At 44.2% G+C, this 15,968-nt stretch carries 15 protein-coding genes; 7 read left to right on the forward strand and 8 right to left on the reverse strand.

What is annotated here, in order from left to right; genetic code table 11:
* Positions 1–732: 732 nt before the first annotated feature.
* On the forward strand, positions 733–3,042 hold the full coding sequence (locus B3V51_RS12065) for a cation:proton antiporter (RefSeq protein ID WP_227674195.1): 2,310 nt from the start codon (positions 733–735) through the stop codon (positions 3,040–3,042).
* Between the two features lie 155 nt (positions 3,043–3,197).
* On the opposite strand, the gene tmk is transcribed toward B3V51_RS12065, so the two are convergent.
* On the reverse strand, positions 3,198–3,830 hold the full coding sequence (tmk, locus tag B3V51_RS12070; RefSeq protein WP_227674224.1) for a dTMP kinase: 633 nt from the start codon (positions 3,828–3,830) through the stop codon (positions 3,198–3,200).
* A gap of 185 nt (positions 3,831–4,015) precedes the next feature.
* Positions 4,016–5,296 (reverse strand): endolytic transglycosylase MltG, encoded by a 1,281-nt coding sequence (gene mltG / locus B3V51_RS12075; protein ID WP_093071433.1) that lies wholly within the window; start codon positions 5,294–5,296, stop codon positions 4,016–4,018.
* A 170-nt stretch (positions 5,297–5,466) separates the two neighbouring features.
* Here mltG and B3V51_RS12080 point away from each other — a divergent pair, with 170 nt between their 5' ends.
* The gene (locus B3V51_RS12080) at positions 5,467–6,231 is read left to right on the forward strand and encodes a DpnI domain-containing protein (RefSeq protein WP_286708496.1); all 765 of its coding nucleotides are present in this window, start codon (positions 5,467–5,469) and stop codon (positions 6,229–6,231) included.
* On the opposite strand, the gene B3V51_RS12085 is transcribed toward B3V51_RS12080, so the two are convergent.
* Positions 6,228–6,722, reverse strand: a complete 495-nt coding sequence (locus tag B3V51_RS12085; RefSeq protein ID WP_212564012.1) for a hypothetical protein — start codon at positions 6,720–6,722, stop codon at positions 6,228–6,230. The two genes, B3V51_RS12080 and B3V51_RS12085, sit on opposite strands and share 4 nt — an antisense overlap.
* A gap of 171 nt (positions 6,723–6,893) precedes the next feature.
* Between B3V51_RS12085 and B3V51_RS12090 the strand changes: the two genes are divergently transcribed.
* Positions 6,894–7,094 (forward strand): DpnD/PcfM family protein, encoded by a 201-nt coding sequence (locus B3V51_RS12090; RefSeq protein ID WP_071002531.1) that lies wholly within the window; start codon positions 6,894–6,896, stop codon positions 7,092–7,094.
* Positions 7,095–7,173: 79 nt separating this feature from the next.
* Positions 7,174–7,887 (forward strand): DNA-methyltransferase, encoded by a 714-nt coding sequence (locus tag B3V51_RS12095; protein ID WP_071002532.1) that lies wholly within the window; start codon positions 7,174–7,176, stop codon positions 7,885–7,887.
* Here B3V51_RS12095 and B3V51_RS12100 read toward each other — a convergent pair.
* Both B3V51_RS12100 and B3V51_RS12105 read right to left on the reverse strand, forming a co-directional pair.
* Entirely contained in the window at positions 7,884–8,861 is a 978-nt protein-coding gene (locus B3V51_RS12100; RefSeq protein ID WP_071003716.1) for an aminotransferase class IV, read from the reverse strand. The two genes, B3V51_RS12095 and B3V51_RS12100, sit on opposite strands and share 4 nt — an antisense overlap.
* A gap of 12 nt (positions 8,862–8,873) precedes the next feature.
* Positions 8,874–9,560 carry a hypothetical protein gene (locus B3V51_RS12105; RefSeq protein ID WP_286708497.1) on the reverse strand — a complete coding sequence of 229 codons (687 nt, stop codon included), beginning with the start codon at positions 9,558–9,560 and terminating at the stop codon, positions 8,874–8,876.
* 365 nt (positions 9,561–9,925) lie between these two features.
* On the opposite strand from B3V51_RS12105, the gene aroE reads away from it, so the two are divergent.
* Complete coding sequence (aroE, locus tag B3V51_RS12110; RefSeq protein ID WP_212564013.1) at positions 9,926–10,789, forward strand: shikimate dehydrogenase; 864 nt, start codon at positions 9,926–9,928, stop codon at positions 10,787–10,789.
* Positions 10,790–10,825: 36 nt separating this feature from the next.
* Here the strand turns inward: aroE and B3V51_RS12115 are convergent, their stop codons facing one another.
* Complete coding sequence (locus B3V51_RS12115; protein WP_212564014.1) at positions 10,826–11,950, reverse strand: FUSC family protein; 1,125 nt, start codon at positions 11,948–11,950, stop codon at positions 10,826–10,828.
* A gap of 498 nt (positions 11,951–12,448) precedes the next feature.
* On the opposite strand from B3V51_RS12115, the gene B3V51_RS12120 reads away from it, so the two are divergent.
* Both B3V51_RS12120 and B3V51_RS12125 read left to right on the forward strand, forming a co-directional pair.
* Complete coding sequence (locus B3V51_RS12120; protein ID WP_212564015.1) at positions 12,449–14,269, forward strand: acyl-CoA dehydrogenase C-terminal domain-containing protein; 1,821 nt, start codon at positions 12,449–12,451, stop codon at positions 14,267–14,269.
* A gap of 114 nt (positions 14,270–14,383) precedes the next feature.
* A complete protein-coding gene (locus tag B3V51_RS12125; RefSeq protein ID WP_212564016.1) occupies positions 14,384–14,860 on the forward strand; it encodes a hypothetical protein in 477 nt (158 codons plus the stop codon).
* A 78-nt stretch (positions 14,861–14,938) separates the two neighbouring features.
* Here B3V51_RS12125 and B3V51_RS12130 read toward each other — a convergent pair whose 3' ends face one another.
* Positions 14,939–15,313, reverse strand: coding sequence for a 5-carboxymethyl-2-hydroxymuconate Delta-isomerase (locus B3V51_RS12130; protein WP_212564017.1), 375 nt, complete (start codon positions 15,311–15,313; stop codon positions 14,939–14,941).
* An 88-nt stretch (positions 15,314–15,401) separates the two neighbouring features.
* On the reverse strand, positions 15,402–15,890 hold the full coding sequence (gene ybaK, locus B3V51_RS12135; RefSeq protein WP_212564018.1) for a Cys-tRNA(Pro) deacylase: 489 nt from the start codon (positions 15,888–15,890) through the stop codon (positions 15,402–15,404).
* Positions 15,891–15,968: the final 78 nt, after the last annotated feature.

Consider the following 15,968-nt stretch of genomic DNA (forward strand, 5'->3'; position numbering starts at 1 on the left):
TTTTATTTAGGATTGACTATATCGTTATACTCATATTACACGATGGTATTCGTGCTATGCATCGATTTCATATATGTTTTATCGCTAGGCTGATATAGTAACGATCATGTCAGCCCCGTTTTTATATTTATTTTAATCAAAACCAGGGTTGTTGGCTTTAGTAAACATAAACCCTCAGCGCCAATATACGGTCTCTGATTGACGTCATATTATTGTTGTTTTAGCGGCGTGCATGACCAACGTAGCTACTGTATGATGGACAAAACGTTATCTTGCCATTATTTACATAATGCAGGATAACCCAAGGCATGGTTATTTCATACTGACTTTGTACAATTTTGTGGCTGCGCGCTGATATCGTGGCAGGCTCTATATACATGTATATGAATCAAATCATGTTATGATAGCAAGCAAAACAAATCATAAAACAAACAAAAGTCAATTAGTAAAAATGCTATCGACTACTCGTTTATCAAGCTTGCTATCATCATCCCTGTTTTCCATCTTTTGCATTTTTAGACCACTGTTATTTGTCTAAGAATGCTTTTGCCCTTGCTACTTTATAGTGTATATATCATCTCAAGCTCATGTTGCGATTCATGATGGCTATCAATGTGATGACCCAGATATAATCAGTAATGATAACAATTGATCATAAACGAACGGTAGCGACTATCTTATAGCAGCTATGGATAGATATAAAATATGACAAGATTACAAAAGGATTAATTTATGGATACCGCCCTATTGCTATCCGGCGTGGTTGGGATTGGCATTGCCGCCCAATGGCTGGCTTGGTATTTGAAGCAACCGTCCATTTTATTTTTATTGCTCATTGGCATTATCATCGGACCAGTCCTGGGGGTGTTTGACCCTGATTTGGTATTAGGTGAGCTGATGTTCCCCTTTATCTCTTTGGGCGTGGCAATTATTCTATTTGAGGGCTCGCTAACGCTAGAGTTTGATGAGATCAAGCAGCATGGTACTGTGGTGCAAATGCTGGTCTCGATTGGTGTACTCATCACCATCGCTATCGTGGCGCTGTCGACTTATTTGCTATTCGATGTCGACCCATTGATTGCACTCCTGTTTGGTGCGCTGGTCTGCGTGACCGGTCCGACGGTCATTATGCCGCTGTTGCGTAGCGTACGCCCCAATAAAACCATCTCTAATATCCTAAAATGGGAAGGCATTATCATTGATCCAATCGGCGCAATTGCCGTGGTATTGGTCTATGAATATATCATCTCAGGCGGTGAAGCCAGTAGTATCTTGCTATTTGCCAAAATTGTCGTATTGGCAACGGCACTTGGTATGGCAGGCGCTTGGTTACTGGCGTTCCTCATGCGGCGCCATATGGTTCCTGAGTTTTTGCGCAATGTTTTTACCCTTGCATTCGTCTTGGTCTTGTTTTCGGTATCAAATCACTTGGAGCATGAATCAGGATTATTGACTGTGACCGTACTGGGTGTGGCTTTGGCAAACTGGCCAAAATTCCCACGCGAGACGATTCTAGAGTTCAATGAGTCTTTAACCGTTCTACTGATCTCTGTGCTATTTATTATTTTGGCCGCTCGTGTAGAGCTGGCAAGTTTATTGAGCGTAGGATTTGTAGGTCTGGTGCTCCTTGCTATTGTCATGTTTGTGGCGCGTCCATTATCAGTATGGGCGTCCTCCATCGGCTCCAACCTCAAAACCAATGAAAAGCTGATGATCAGCTGGATTGGCCCTCGCGGTATCGTCGCTGCTGCTATCTCATCCCTGTTTGCGATTCGTTTGCAAGAGTATGATATTCAAGGCGTTGAGCTGCTTGTACCATTGGTATTTATGGTCATCATCGGTACGGTAATGATTCAGGGTCTGGGCGCAAAGATGGTCGGCAACTTGCTGGGCGTACGTGAGCCTGAGACCAACGGTATTCTTATCGTCGGCTCAAACCCGATTGCCCTACTCATCGCCACCTCTCTTAAAGAGCAAGGCTTCGATGTCATCGTCGCCCATAATAACTATACCAATATCGCGCGCGCACGCATGAGCGGACTGCGTACTTACTTTGGCAACCCAATCTCTGATCACGCTGATCACCATCTTGATCTGATTGGTATTGGGCGTCTGTTTGCCATGAGTATGGACAAAGAGATGAATACCTTGTCTGAGATTCATTATCGTCATGAATTTGGCGAGCGTAAGCTATACCGCCTCAAGTTCAGTGATGAAAAAGTCAAAAGTGAGCGCGACGACAAGCAGTCCAATTTTCACTCACAGTGGCTATTTGGCAAAGATGTGACGTATACCAAGCTTGCTAGTATGCTGTCCAAAAAAGCCCGCATCAAAATCACCAACATCACTGACAGCTATAGCTTTGAGCAGTATAAAGCGGATAACAAGCAGTTTGTGCCGCTATATACCATAGACAAAGAAGGCAAGCTGCACGTCATTACTGATAAGTTCGAAGGTACGGTGCCTCGCGATCGCAAGCTTATCTCCTTAGTTGTGGATGATGAAGTACAGCCAAAACCAGTGGACGTAACACCAAAACAAGAGCAAGCGCGTATGGTCGCCGATGCCAATTTTGAGTCCAGCTCAAAAGCGCCTGAAAAGCGTAAAGAAAAAGAGCTGGGCAGCGATAACCTACAAAAACCAGCGCCAGAGGCACCAACTAATACGGCTCAAAATACTGAGCAAAGCGTCGCCAGTGCCCCTAATGCGAACAGCGCCATAGATAAGTCCAATACTGCGACAGTCGCGGCCGATGATAAGGCAGTAGCACCAAAAACAGAGGCTACCAACACAGCGAACACAGGTGTGATGACAGCAAACTCGACCGCGACCTCAAAGACTAAGCCGTCTAGTAATAGTAATGCCAATGGTAATGGCAACGCGCCTAAAAATAAAAAAGGAGCGCTTGATCCCAATCGTCTCCCTGACTCTGGTCAAGACAGTGCTACTCATTCGACTGCCAAAGCTGACACCGACGCTTCTGGCGCGGTTGGGAAAGAAGCCAAACAGAGTGAGCTGAATGACAAAAATAGTGATAAATAAACTCTATCGTTATTTAACCGCTAACGTCATAATTGGTTAAATAACAAACTGTCATCAATAAAAAGCCCCAGCGACATGCTGGGGCTTTTTATTTTTATCATATCTGCTTGATTATTAAATCTACTTACAAGATAAACATGCTCACTCAAATATGATTATTCAACATCAAATCTGTCTACGACTGCCTGCCATATTCGCGCGCTCACCTCATCAGTACTGCCTGACGCATCGATACGCTGGATACGTTCAGGATGCGAGCTTGCAAGTTGACTAAAACCGGTATGTACCCAAGTAAAAAACGCCATTGCCTGCTGCTCAAAGCGATCTGCTGCGCTGCGCTTATTGGCGCGTGCCATGCCCTCTGCTACAGGTAAATCAAGCCATAAAGTCAGCTCAGGCAACTGCGTCACAAACTGCTCGATCAGCGTCTCAATTTTGGTCAGCATCGCTTTATCGCCATGTCCGCGTCCAAAACCCTGATACGCAATAGTAGAGTCCGTAAACCTGTCACAAATAACCCATGTGCCACGTTGTAGCGCAGGCAGGATGACTTGCTGCATATGATCACAGCGTGCTGCAAATAATAATAAAAGCTCTGTATCATCCTCAATTTCAGTTGCAGGATCTAGCAATATATCGCGCAGTCGCTCAGCAAACGGACTACCACCCGGCTCGCGCGTACGAAGGTAGTGAATACCGTTTTTCTCTAGTTGCAAGCATAGCTGTTCAATCGCCGTGGTTTTCCCGACGCCTTCCGTTCCTTCAAAACTAATAAACCGCCCTGCAATAGGTGCGGTCGTCGTTTGTGAAGCATTTGATTCCGGTAGCGTGGACGATGCTGTACTCGTTTGTGCGGATGGCGCGTTGGTCTGTATAGATACTGACATGATATGACCTTATGTCATCGGTGAGCGCTATCGTTAGATTATAGCGCTCAATAAACGATACGTTTTATAAGAGATAAAGAAGTGCTTTATTGCGGCGGTGTTTGAGATTTTTTCTCGCGCATGACGCTCAGATAGTCTTTTACCGCTTGGTTGTGCTCAGCCAAGCTATTGGTAAATTTGTGTCCGCCGTTACCAGTTGCCACAAAGTAAAGGGCGTCGCTATCGGCAGGATGCAAGGTGGCTTCGATAGACGCAGCAGATGGCAGCGCGATTGGCGTTGGCGGTAAGCCATCAATCTGATAGGTATTATAAGACGTTTTTTCATCGATGTCTTTGCGGCGGATATTACCATCATAACGGCTACCCATACCATAAATGATGGTCGGATCGGTCTGCATACGCATGTTTTTAACCAAGCGATTTCTAAACACGGCAGAGACTAGCGGACGCTCTTCTGGTACGCTGGTTTCTTTTTCGATGATAGATGCCATTACTAGTGCTTCGTAAGGGCTATTATAAGGTAGGTCAGGCGCACGGTTTTCCCACGCATCAGTCAGCGCTTTTTGCTGGCTTTTATATAGGTCCGTGAGCACTTTTTTATCGCTCGTCCCTTCACCATAATAATAGGTATCGGGCGCAAACCACCCTTCAAGATTATGATTGACGATAGGATCACTACTGTTGGTCACGTTATCTGGCAATATACCAGCCAAATCTAACGCTTGTGCAATGCTGGCATTATCACTGTCTGCGGTCAGCACTTCTTTTTCGATATTGTCATTATCACGCAGCGCTTGATAGAGGTCTTTTGAGGTTTTGCCTTCGATGATTTGCACCTTTACCATAGCTGCTTTTGCGCCCTGCTCTAATATTTGCAATGCCTCAGCAATGGTTGGATTTTCAGGTAATTGATAAATGCCTGCATGCAAAGGCGCATCGACTTGCGACTTAATATATAGCTTGGCTACGCTGGCCGAAAATAGCGGAATTTGATTTTGCCACTGCGGCAATAGGCCATAATACGTCTGACCTTGCTCAATCGTGACCATTTGCTGCGGCTGCTCGATACGACCAAACAAGGTCTGATACACCATGACTAAGAAAAATGCAGCAATGAGCCCTAGCACCAGCAATACTTGATAACCGCGCTGCATAAAAAATGAGGGATTGTTGACTTTATATTGACGCGGTTTGCTGTTGCCACTGATCAGTGAGACATTGGTCGCTGGCGTGTCTTGCACCCTATCTACCACTGGTTGCGCGTCCGGTAGCGTGGTGTCTACACGCTCCTCGACTGTGCCATCTTGCTTATTCGATGGCGACTTATTGGGACGTTCAGGTGGTGTATTGGGTGTGGGCTTGCTCATGGCAACTCGCGAGGCAGATGTTTGCTAGAATTTAGCACTGAACCGTACGATTTTCAATGGTATTTGCTTAGCTTATGCATTAACTTGGTCTATACACTGATTTATATGGCTCAACATTCCCACCTTTTACTGGTATTTTTATCACTGTCCATCGATGCTGACACTCTATTATGAATCTATATTTTGACCAAAGACTCGCCAAAAACTATCACTCTAAATCACAGATTATTCGTGTTCTCAGTGAAACATGGGTAACAGAAAATGGTTACTGTCCTAATTGTAGCGAGCAGCCTTTGACTGAATTTGCTAACGGTCAACCTGTTGCTGATTTTTACTGCGCGCACTGTAATGAGCAATATGAGCTAAAAAGTAAAAAAGCCAAGTTAAGCAACATCGTTAATGATGGCGCTTATAAGACGATGGTTGAGCGTATCAATAGTAAGGACAATCCCAGTTTTTTCTTTTTGACCTACTCAAAAGCATACGCCGTTAATAACTTTCTCATTATTCCCAAGCATTTCTTTACGCCCGATATTATTGTTAAGCGCAAACCATTATCAGTGACTGCCAAACGCGCAGGTTGGGTGGGTTGTAATATCGACTTACGAAAAGTGCCAGAGTCAGGCAAAGTCTTTTTGGTCAAAGACCAAAAAATTATGGATAAAGAGTCGGTTACCCAGCAATTCCAAAAAACCCTATTTTTACGCACGCAATCTATAGAGTCGCGTGGCTGGACATTAGATGTTTGGCAATGTATCGATCGACTTGATGCTCACTTCTCTCTGAATCAGGTTTATGCTTTTGCTGATGAGTTACAGCTCAAACATCCTGAAAACAACCACGTAAAAGATAAAATTCGCCAACAGTTACAGGTATTACGAGATAAAGGCATTATTGAATTTATAAGCCGTGGCCATTATCAAAAGTTATACTAAGAACACTTATCATCCCATAATGGCAAACCTTTGGCAGCAACCAAACGACCGTAAAACTTGTGAGGAGGATAATCTAGCTCTAGCTCATCATTTACTTTGAAAAAGTATTTCACATTGCCATCGAGACAGGTATAAGCTCGATTTTTTACCTGTTTATTCCAGCTCATTAACAGCCCTAACGGAGTGCGAGAAACTTTAGTAAAAGCTTGTCTTTCGGTTGTGATTGCACACATCACAGTATCTTCATGAAACTGCTTATCTAAACCTTGTTCAATGACTTCTTGACGGGTATGCGCATACTTAAACACACTTCCAAACGCTGTGTATTTTTTATCTTTCTTAGAATAAACAATACTAAATGCTATCTGTGAATAGCAAGGTAAGTGAATTACTTCATCAGGATTTTCTTTTGCTACACAGCAAACTTTATTAAATATCATCAATCTACGAACTTGTAGTGGAATTCGTTGATCTTTATATACCGAACGCATGCGATATTGTCCTTTTAAAAATTTCTATTGAAAAAGGATCATTGATCGATTTGCTTTATGGCACAAGTCTGCGTAACAAAAGACGATCACTTCTTTTGAGGGCTTTTGCTAATCTAATTGGTATAAATAACTGAAGTGATATATGAGAGACTTTAATTATTGAGGATATTTATGATAAAGACAGGCGGTTCAAATACTTATCAAATAGAAGTAATCGAAACGATGAGTGCACTTATAGAAGTGGTTGCAGAAGATGGTGAAATTGCTCTACTAAAAGCGCGAGAAATGTATAGAAGCGAGGATATTATTTTAGAACCTGATGATATGCTTGATACTGAATTTATTATCTTTGGCGTAGAAGAGGATGAGTAGCTAGCTCAAACCAAAAGTAGCTCTCAGTCCTTGTGAACATTAATGTATAAGCGTATAGATAATAGTAGAGCGCTTTCTCTTGACCAGTACATTCCATGATGGTTTAACAGTCAAAAACGGTAAAGTCCAGTCAGTCAATAAAGGTCAGTGGGACAAGCTTGTCAGTGACAATGATGCTTATTTATTCACCTATGAATGGCTTTTTGCTGTCCGAGAGAAAATGGCAGATAATGCGACATTATGGGTCAGTGGTACACATCACAATATTTTTACTCTGGGTCGTATTTTGCCGCAGCTTGGTTTTAAAATACTTAATGTTATAACTTGGGAAAAAACCAACCCACCGCCTAATTTTTCTTGTCGGTTTTTCACTCATTCTACAGAGTTCATTATTTGGGCGAGAAAACATCCTAAAGTGCCACATTATTTCGATTACGACTTGATGAAACGACTCAATAACGATAAGCAAATGAAAGATGTGTGGCGCTTGCCAGCAATTGCTAAATGGGAAAAATCTTGTGGTAAGCACCCTACGCAAAAACCTTTGGCATTATTGGCACAGATGATTTTAGCCTCTACTAAAAAAAATGCTTTGATACTTGACCCTTTCGCTGGATCTTCAACAACAGGTATCGCAGGTAATGTCTTAGAAAGACGTTTTATTGGTATTGAGCAGGAAACTGTATATTTACAGCTTAGCCAAGCGCGCTATGAAGACCTACAACATGAAGGGAGAAAAGAGTTTTTTAAACAACATTTCTATCGTTTATTAAATAAAGAAAATAACAGCTAAACAGATTTAAAGTCCACAATATCACCTGACAATAACGTCAAACTGCTAATAGGCATGATGCCGCGCAGCGCATTGCAAAAGAATAACCGCGTCAACCTAGGCAAGTCCTCATCTGATAACGACCGTATCACCACTGGATATTTTGTCGTGGACAAAGCATCAATGAGCACTTGCCGCATCACACCAGCAACGCCCGATTGTTCCATGGAAGGGGTGTACCATTGACCTGTTGTTAGATAGCTCTCATGCTTGTTCTCAACACCTTCGTGGCCACTAGGGTGCGTTTCAGATTCGCATAAAGGCTCATCTGCTAACTGATAGAACACATTGCTCATCGTACCTTCAACCCAATGACCACTCATATCACGTAGCAGTCCTTCACTGAGGCTCTTTGTAACGTTAGCCGCCAGTGGTTCAGCTTTTATACGCTGTAGCTCGCCACTGGCAAGGACATTATCTAGGCGGCTCAGGCTTTTGAGTCCTGCCAGCGATGGCGGCAGGCAGGCAATCTGTGAAGATAAACATATCGCCGAGGCATTCGGCTGCATGGGTACTAGATTGCCATCAGGTAATGACAGTACCACAGCCGTGGAGACTCTCATAACAGCCGGTTTTAGCCAGATCTCACAAGCACTTCCTGATTCACTTGGTACATAGCCATAACCGCGAATGTCTTGTGCGGCGCGAGTCACCACGAGCTTGAGCATACCCTGCTCTAGCTGCTGGGCATATATTTTTAATACTGCCAGTAATTCCTCGCAGTCTATATCTAACTGCAAGGCGTCGGCATGGGAGATGAGCCGCTGATGATGGTAGTCTGCCCATAGGATGAGTCCGTCCATCACACCCATGGTCGTAAAAAATCCATCCGCATATGCTAGGCCGCGGTTGTCTGGCGACAGTGTCACCGCTTTGCTAGTTGCCGTATCGTCTTGTGGATATAGACATACCCAGCTGTTGGGCAGTGACGTCATGTCTAGCATCGCTTAGCTATTGTCTGTTTGGGCAGCGGATTTATTGATGACTAGCATACAGCTATAAAACTCACATTTTGCCAGTTCCACTTTCTGTCCGCCAATGACTCTGTTTTTGATGATTTGATTACTGAGCATATCAGCGACCATTTTGCCACCCTCATCACCCATCAGTCGGCGCGATAGTTGGTAGGCTTTTTTGGCATGGTCTTGGCTCAACTCTTTTTCTTTATCAGAATCGGTCGGATTGGCATAATACCAGCCAAGCTCAAGGTATTTTTCGGAGTCGATAATATCTAGATAAGGCGCGTCCGTCTTCATAAAGCGATATTTGGTGGCAGGATTACTGGCATAGTCTAGGCTATTTTCATCCGTACTTATTACTTTACCAAATGCTGACTTGATACTATCTAACTCATCGGTGCCAAGGGGCTCGCCCTTGTCAGCGTTCCATGCCGAGACATCGTATTTTACTGGTGTACCTTGTTGGGCGGTCGCGCCATCTAGATCAGGATTGTCTACCGCGCTGTTCTCTACAGGAGCCTCAGCCACAGCCTGCTCGCTGCTCTCAGCGTTTGTCTCTGGATTTTGAGCATCCTCTTTGGTGCTATCACAGCCGCCAAGCGTCACACTAACTGCCATTATCGTACCGACTAGAAGAGTCTGAAGGTTATGATTCCACATGGTTAATTTACTCACACTTTTAGATTGATCTTAAAAGAATATTAACGAGCTGGCCCATAAGCCACCGATAACAAAGGTTTTTTTAATAAAGAATGTATGTAATAAAAGTTATAACCTAACAGTCATTAGAGCATATTATACTAATTAACATATAATCGATAGTTTACCCAACTGCTCAGCGCTTGACTACCTTTTAGGCTACACATAACGTTCCCAGAGGGTACATATTTGTTAAATATATCACTCATCAAACTCTGCCCGATATAAGGCTTATGAAGTGAGCCATTGGTTTGTCAATCATCATTTTATCGCTTATGATAAATGGCCGTAAGCGATGCATTTTTAATGATGTCTTGCCTCTTTTAGCCAATGGACCCTTTATGACCCAACACTTCATCGTTATTGGCAACCCGATTGCCCACAGCAAATCCCCTGAAATTCATGCGCAGTTTGCCTTACAGGCTGGTATTGATATTCGCTATCAGCGCCAGTATTGCCCTGACGATGCTGCCAGTTTTACAGCGGTCATTGAGGCGTTTTTTCATGGTGGTGGTATGGGTGCTAACGTGACCGTACCTTTTAAGCAAGTCGCTTATGACTGCTGTGCGGCGCGCGGCGGCTTGTCAGAGCATGCCAAAACAGCAGGCGCGGTCAATACGCTCATGATAAATGAGGCGCTACTACAACAAGGCGCGTCGATAAAAGAGGCCATATACGGCGATAATACGGACGGACAAGGGCTCGTTAATCATATAACACGCTTAGGTTGGCCACTGGACGGTGCTCGCGTTGCCCTGATTGGCGCAGGCGGCGCGGCGCGCGGTGTCATACTACCGCTGATTCAAGCAGGTATTGGCTCACTGACTATTGCCAATCGCACAGTGAGTAAAGCGGTAGATTTGGTGGATGAGCTGAGCGCAGCAAGCTCGGTGATTGCAGCGCAGCAGATTCAGACCTGTGCCACCAAGGATTTGAGCGGCACGTTTGATATGATTATCAATGCCACCTCTATTGGCTTATCAGGCGATAAACTGCCGCTGGATGACACTCTACACTGTCAATACGCTTATGACATGATGTATGGGCGCGACCTACCCTTTTTGCAGCATTTCGCGGCGCGTGATGCCCAAACGTCTGAAGGTTACGGCATGCTCATCGGACAAGCAGCATTGAGTTTTGAGCGCTGGACTGGTCATACAATTGATGTCTCAAAAGCAACAGAAGCACTGAGTCAAAATACTTAATGGAACTCTTAATCAGCAGCATCAAACTGCTGCTTATTATTCACTAAAGCGCAGCAGCAGCCAGTGCTCCAAACGCCGCAGTGGTACACGCAATTGTGTAGAGTGGATGGCCAAACCACCGCTCAGACCAATCACACAGCCAAGTGCCGTATCAATCATGCGCGTATGAATGACATCTCCTGCCACTGGCGGCACCGCCATCGTGCTGCCGTACTCTGCGATAAATATCGTCAACGGTGTAATAAAAATCACCGCCAGCCCATAATGCCGATCGACAAACGACTCAATCAATAGCATCATACATAATATAGCCACGGCGACACCCCATGTCGAGAGCCCCCAAGACAGCATCCAACTGGCAACCACCATACCAACCAACGTACCCAATATACGATGCAACTGCTTGATCCACATGGTTCGCAGCTGGATGCCTTGAATAATAATAAAGCAGCTCATTGCCACCCAATATGGATAAGGCATGTCTAATAAAACTGCTATTACCAACGCCAGACTGATGAAACTTACGACAATGAGGCTATCACTGATCATATCTGGCTCATAATGATAACTAGGCGCAGGGGCAATAGGACGTGTGGCGAGCAAAAACAGTGTATACAGTAGCGCGAGCAACATCGAAGATCCGCTACCCAATAACACAAGCCCTATCGCTGAGAGCACTCGATCTAATGGGACAGGAATAAAAAGCGCGATTGCCCCAGCCATCAATGTAAATAGCCCTGCTGGTGGTGGCTGCTTATAGTATCGACCCAACATCACCACGCTAAGCGCAACAAGCATAAAAACAGGCAGCCTGAGTATAGGTAATTGCTGCGCCATCAAACCCAGCGCAAAACTGAGTATCATGGCAAATCCCCAAGCCATCACTGTTACCAATCGATAAGGTAACCCGCCCACCAATGGCAGGTTTAAAATAATCATTGACCCTAGCGACGCTTTGATTCCAGCAGATAAGTCACCAAAGTAAGCCCCCACAAATACTGGAAAACTGATCGCAATCGCAGCAACAATAGGCATATGCCAGGGTCTTCGGCTACGATTGACGGTTAGTAAATGCCCAAGTTCACCATCAATGAGCCCCTTAATACGCGTGAATAGCGCGGTCAACCAAGAGGTTTGTTTGTGTAATTTTGACTCACTCATAGAGGGTCTGCCTTATTTATAGTCAATCAATATTAAAAGTGGTACAAGGCAGACGAGTGCAAGTACTACAGTAGTAGGCTAAACGAGTCTAACGCTGTAACACTTTAATAGTGGTTCGACTATATTATGTCTATTACTCTTCGGTCTTCTGCTTATCATCAATCATCTATAACAGATGATCTTTGAGCACGTCCAGCACATATATCAGCCACTTCATAAAACTAAAATTAATTAATTAAGGTAAAAGTCATGAATAATAGTTATGAATTGTATATTTATTGGTCTATAAGATTTATAATCATATCAACGCAATAATAGCTGACGCTCAACAAGGACGTCCTAAAGCCCTTCACAATGGACTCGCTGTTTATTACTAGCACTCATAACAACAGATATAGTATCTATCTCGATTAAAATAATGACACATCGCTGACATGACTCTTGACTCAAATATTGCGTCGTAAGTCTATGATAGCGAACCAACCAAAGAGAGCGATTATGTTAACTTACAAAGCACCTCTACGTGACATCAAATTTTTGATTAATGATGTATTTGATTACCAAACGCATTATAAAAGCCTAGACAATGGCGAAAACGCGGATCCTGAAACCATAGATATGATCCTACAGGGTATGGCAGATTTTGCTGAAAACGTCCTTGCTCCTATCTATCAATCAGGCGATGAAGAAGGCTGTCATTTTGAAAATGGCGAAGTCACCACACCAAAGGGCTTTAAAGAAGCTTATGACCAATTTGTAGAAGGCGGCTGGCAAGGTATCTCGTATCCTGAACAGTACGGCGGAATGAACCTACCCACATCAATCAACTTAATCAAAGCTGAAATGATCGGTACTGCCAACTGGCCGTGGGCGATGTACTCTGGCCTCTCAACAGGTTGTATCAACACTATCATGCAGTACGGTACCGATGAGCAAAAAGACCTTTATTTACCAAAATTGGTCGAAGGAACGTGGTCAGGTACGATGTGTTTGACCGAGCCTCAATGTGGTACCGACTTGGGTCAGGTAAAGTCAAAAGCCATCCCGCAGGATGATGGTACCTACAAAATCAGTGGCACCAAAATCTTCATCTCAAGTGGTGAGCATGATCTAACGGACAATATCATTCATATTGTTTTAGCACGCCTACCAAATGCGCCAGAGGGTACACGCGGTATCTCGCTATTTATCGTACCAAAATTCACGCCGAATGCTGAAGGCGAATCTGGCGAGCGCAATGCTGTTGTTTGCGGTTCAATCGAGCACAAAATGGGTATCAGCTCGTCTTCTACCTGTGTGTTGAACTTCGATGGTGCTACTGGCTACCTAATTGGCGAACCGCACAAAGGCCTAAAAGCCATGTTCACCTTTATGAACACTGCTCGTATCGGTACTGGTATCCAAGGTTTGGCACATACGGAGCTGTCTTTCCAAAATGCATTGCCCTATGCCAAAGAACGCCGCTCTATGCGCACCCTTTCTGGTACCAAAGACCCTGAAAAAGTAGCTGATGCGATCATCCACCACGCTGACGTACGCCGTATGCTCTTGACGCAAAAAGCCTTTGCTGAAGGCGGTCGCTCAATGATTTATCATTCAGCACGCTATGCGGACAAAATGGCACAAGGCATTGTCAATGGCGATGAAGAAGAGTTTGAAAAATGGGATGACAAGCTAGGTTTTTATACGCCAATCCTAAAAGGGTTCTTGACTGAGCTTGGTATCGAAGCGGCCAAACACGGTCAGCAAGTCTATGGCGGCCACGGCTATATCAAAGAATGGGGTATGGAGCTGATTGCTCGTGATGCTCGTATCGCGACCATGTACGAAGGTACGACTGGCGTACAGGCATTGGATCTATTAGGCCGTAAGGTTATCTTGCAATCTAAAGGTAAAATCATCCGTGACTATACCTCAAGCATCATGAAATGGTGCGGCGAGTATGCCCTTGATAAAGACATGCGTAAATTTGTTTGGGCACTTACCAAGCTGTGCGCTGAGTGGAACACCTTGACAGTACGCTTGATGCTAATGGCTCGTAAAGACCGTGAAATCATCTCAGCCGCATCAGATGACTTCTTGATGTACTCAGGTTACGTCATGATGGGCTACCACTGGGCACGTATGGCAGCCGTGGCCTATGACAAGCTTGAAAATGGCGGTACAGAAGCACCAGAATTCTACAAAGCAAAAATTCAAACCGCCGAATTCTATTTTGACAAGCTGCTACCACGTACCTCTGGACATGCTGAATCCATGGTCGCACCAAGCGAGAGCATGACAGCGATGGATATCGACAGCTTTGCTTTCTTAGACTAATACAGTATCAATAACGTATAAAAAAGCGCCTATCATTTAGGCGCTTTTTTGTGTTTAACTGACCGTATTATGATTAAAGACTATCAAAAGTAACCTGTAATTTAGGAGCAAATAATGGTTTTACCTAACGATAAAAACACGGCTTTAGCTGCTCGATATATACGAGCATTGGTCATTAGTACCACGCTCGTCAGTATTGGCATCAGCAGTGCAGCGGCCAAAAGTAGCGATAGTACTCTGCATTTTGCAAAAGGCGCTGTTACTAGCGTCGTCACTGGTAAACTCGCTCCTCATACCGATGAGCAGTGGTATCGTTTCGATGCTGCAAGTCAGCAATATGCCGTTATTAACATTGCACCACTTGCAGGTACGCCCGAGACTGCTAACGTCGGTGTATTGCATATGCCGGATGGTACCCAAGATGGCACCAAAGGCGGTATCATTTATCAAGGCTGTCTGCCACAAACGGGAAAATACCGACTCCGTATCGCACGTAATCTTATGGCCACTCATGGCAAAACAGCAGGCTATAAAGTTGAGGTCATGATACTACCAAAGGTTGCTAGTCAGTCTTTGTGCAAGCCCGCTTAACCATATACGTCTAACGCCTTCAAACAACAGTATTCAAAATATAATAAGTCGCTTTGGAAAAGGTTAAAGCGTTTAACATTAACTACCTAGCATCTTCTTATGATATACCGCACTAATCTCTTCGACTTCTACGCATATTTGCAGTGCCGCACGACCTGATTGCTCGTCTCCGATCTTTTCTTCGATGGTAGCGACCAAGAGCTCAGCCAGCTGATTACGAGTCTCTATATCGCGGCCGCTCATCAGTTTTAGATTGGCATAGATAAACCCATTCGCTTGCTCATCATCTTCCACACCCACCAAAAACGTCTCAATAGGTAAGATACGTGTTTTGATATCTGTCGGCTTACCAAAATATCCACTGTCCCATAATGCTTTATTGAGCGACTTTAGCAATGATTCTTCGTGAGGGATACTGACATTGGGCGTAGCTTGAACGGTTAAATGCGGCATGAGGACATCCTTAAATAGAGAAAGTAATAGATCAGTTGGCTTATTAGTTTACGCGCTCTGCCTCATCGCCGTAAAACGTTTATTTGTATTATTCATCAGTAATCGCACTAAAATGCGCATCAAGTGTGTTGGCTAATTGCGCTGGTGGTAACTCAATCTCCAAACCGCGACGACCGCCACTGACATAGACCGTTGTCTGATCTTGAGCACTGCTATCTATGACTGTTTTTAGGCGCTTTTTTTGCCCGAGTGGACTGACGCCGCCCAACACATAGCCGGTACTACGTTCTACTTGCTTGGGATCTGCCATTTGTACTTTTTTGCAGGACAACAATTTATTCGCGGATAAGGCTTTGGCCATTTTTTTAAAATTGAGGGTTTTATCTACTGGCAATATCGCAACCGCAAGGTCGTCAGTATCGGTCGATACCACCAAAGTTTTGAACACTTGCACTGCCGCCACGCCAAGCTTTTCTGCGGCTTCTAAACCAAAAGAGGCCGCATGACTGTCATGCGTGTATTCGTGTATGCGGTAATCAAGACCGCGTTTTTTGGCAAGATCGATAGCTGGCGTCATAATATTTCGGCTTAATAAAATAGAACTAAAGAATAGGCGTCATACGGATTAAGGATTAAATAGACATGGCATCAATAT

The organism is Psychrobacter sp. UBA2514 (assembly GCF_002341255.1).
GTDB lineage: Bacteria > Pseudomonadota > Gammaproteobacteria > Pseudomonadales > Moraxellaceae > Psychrobacter > Psychrobacter pacificensis.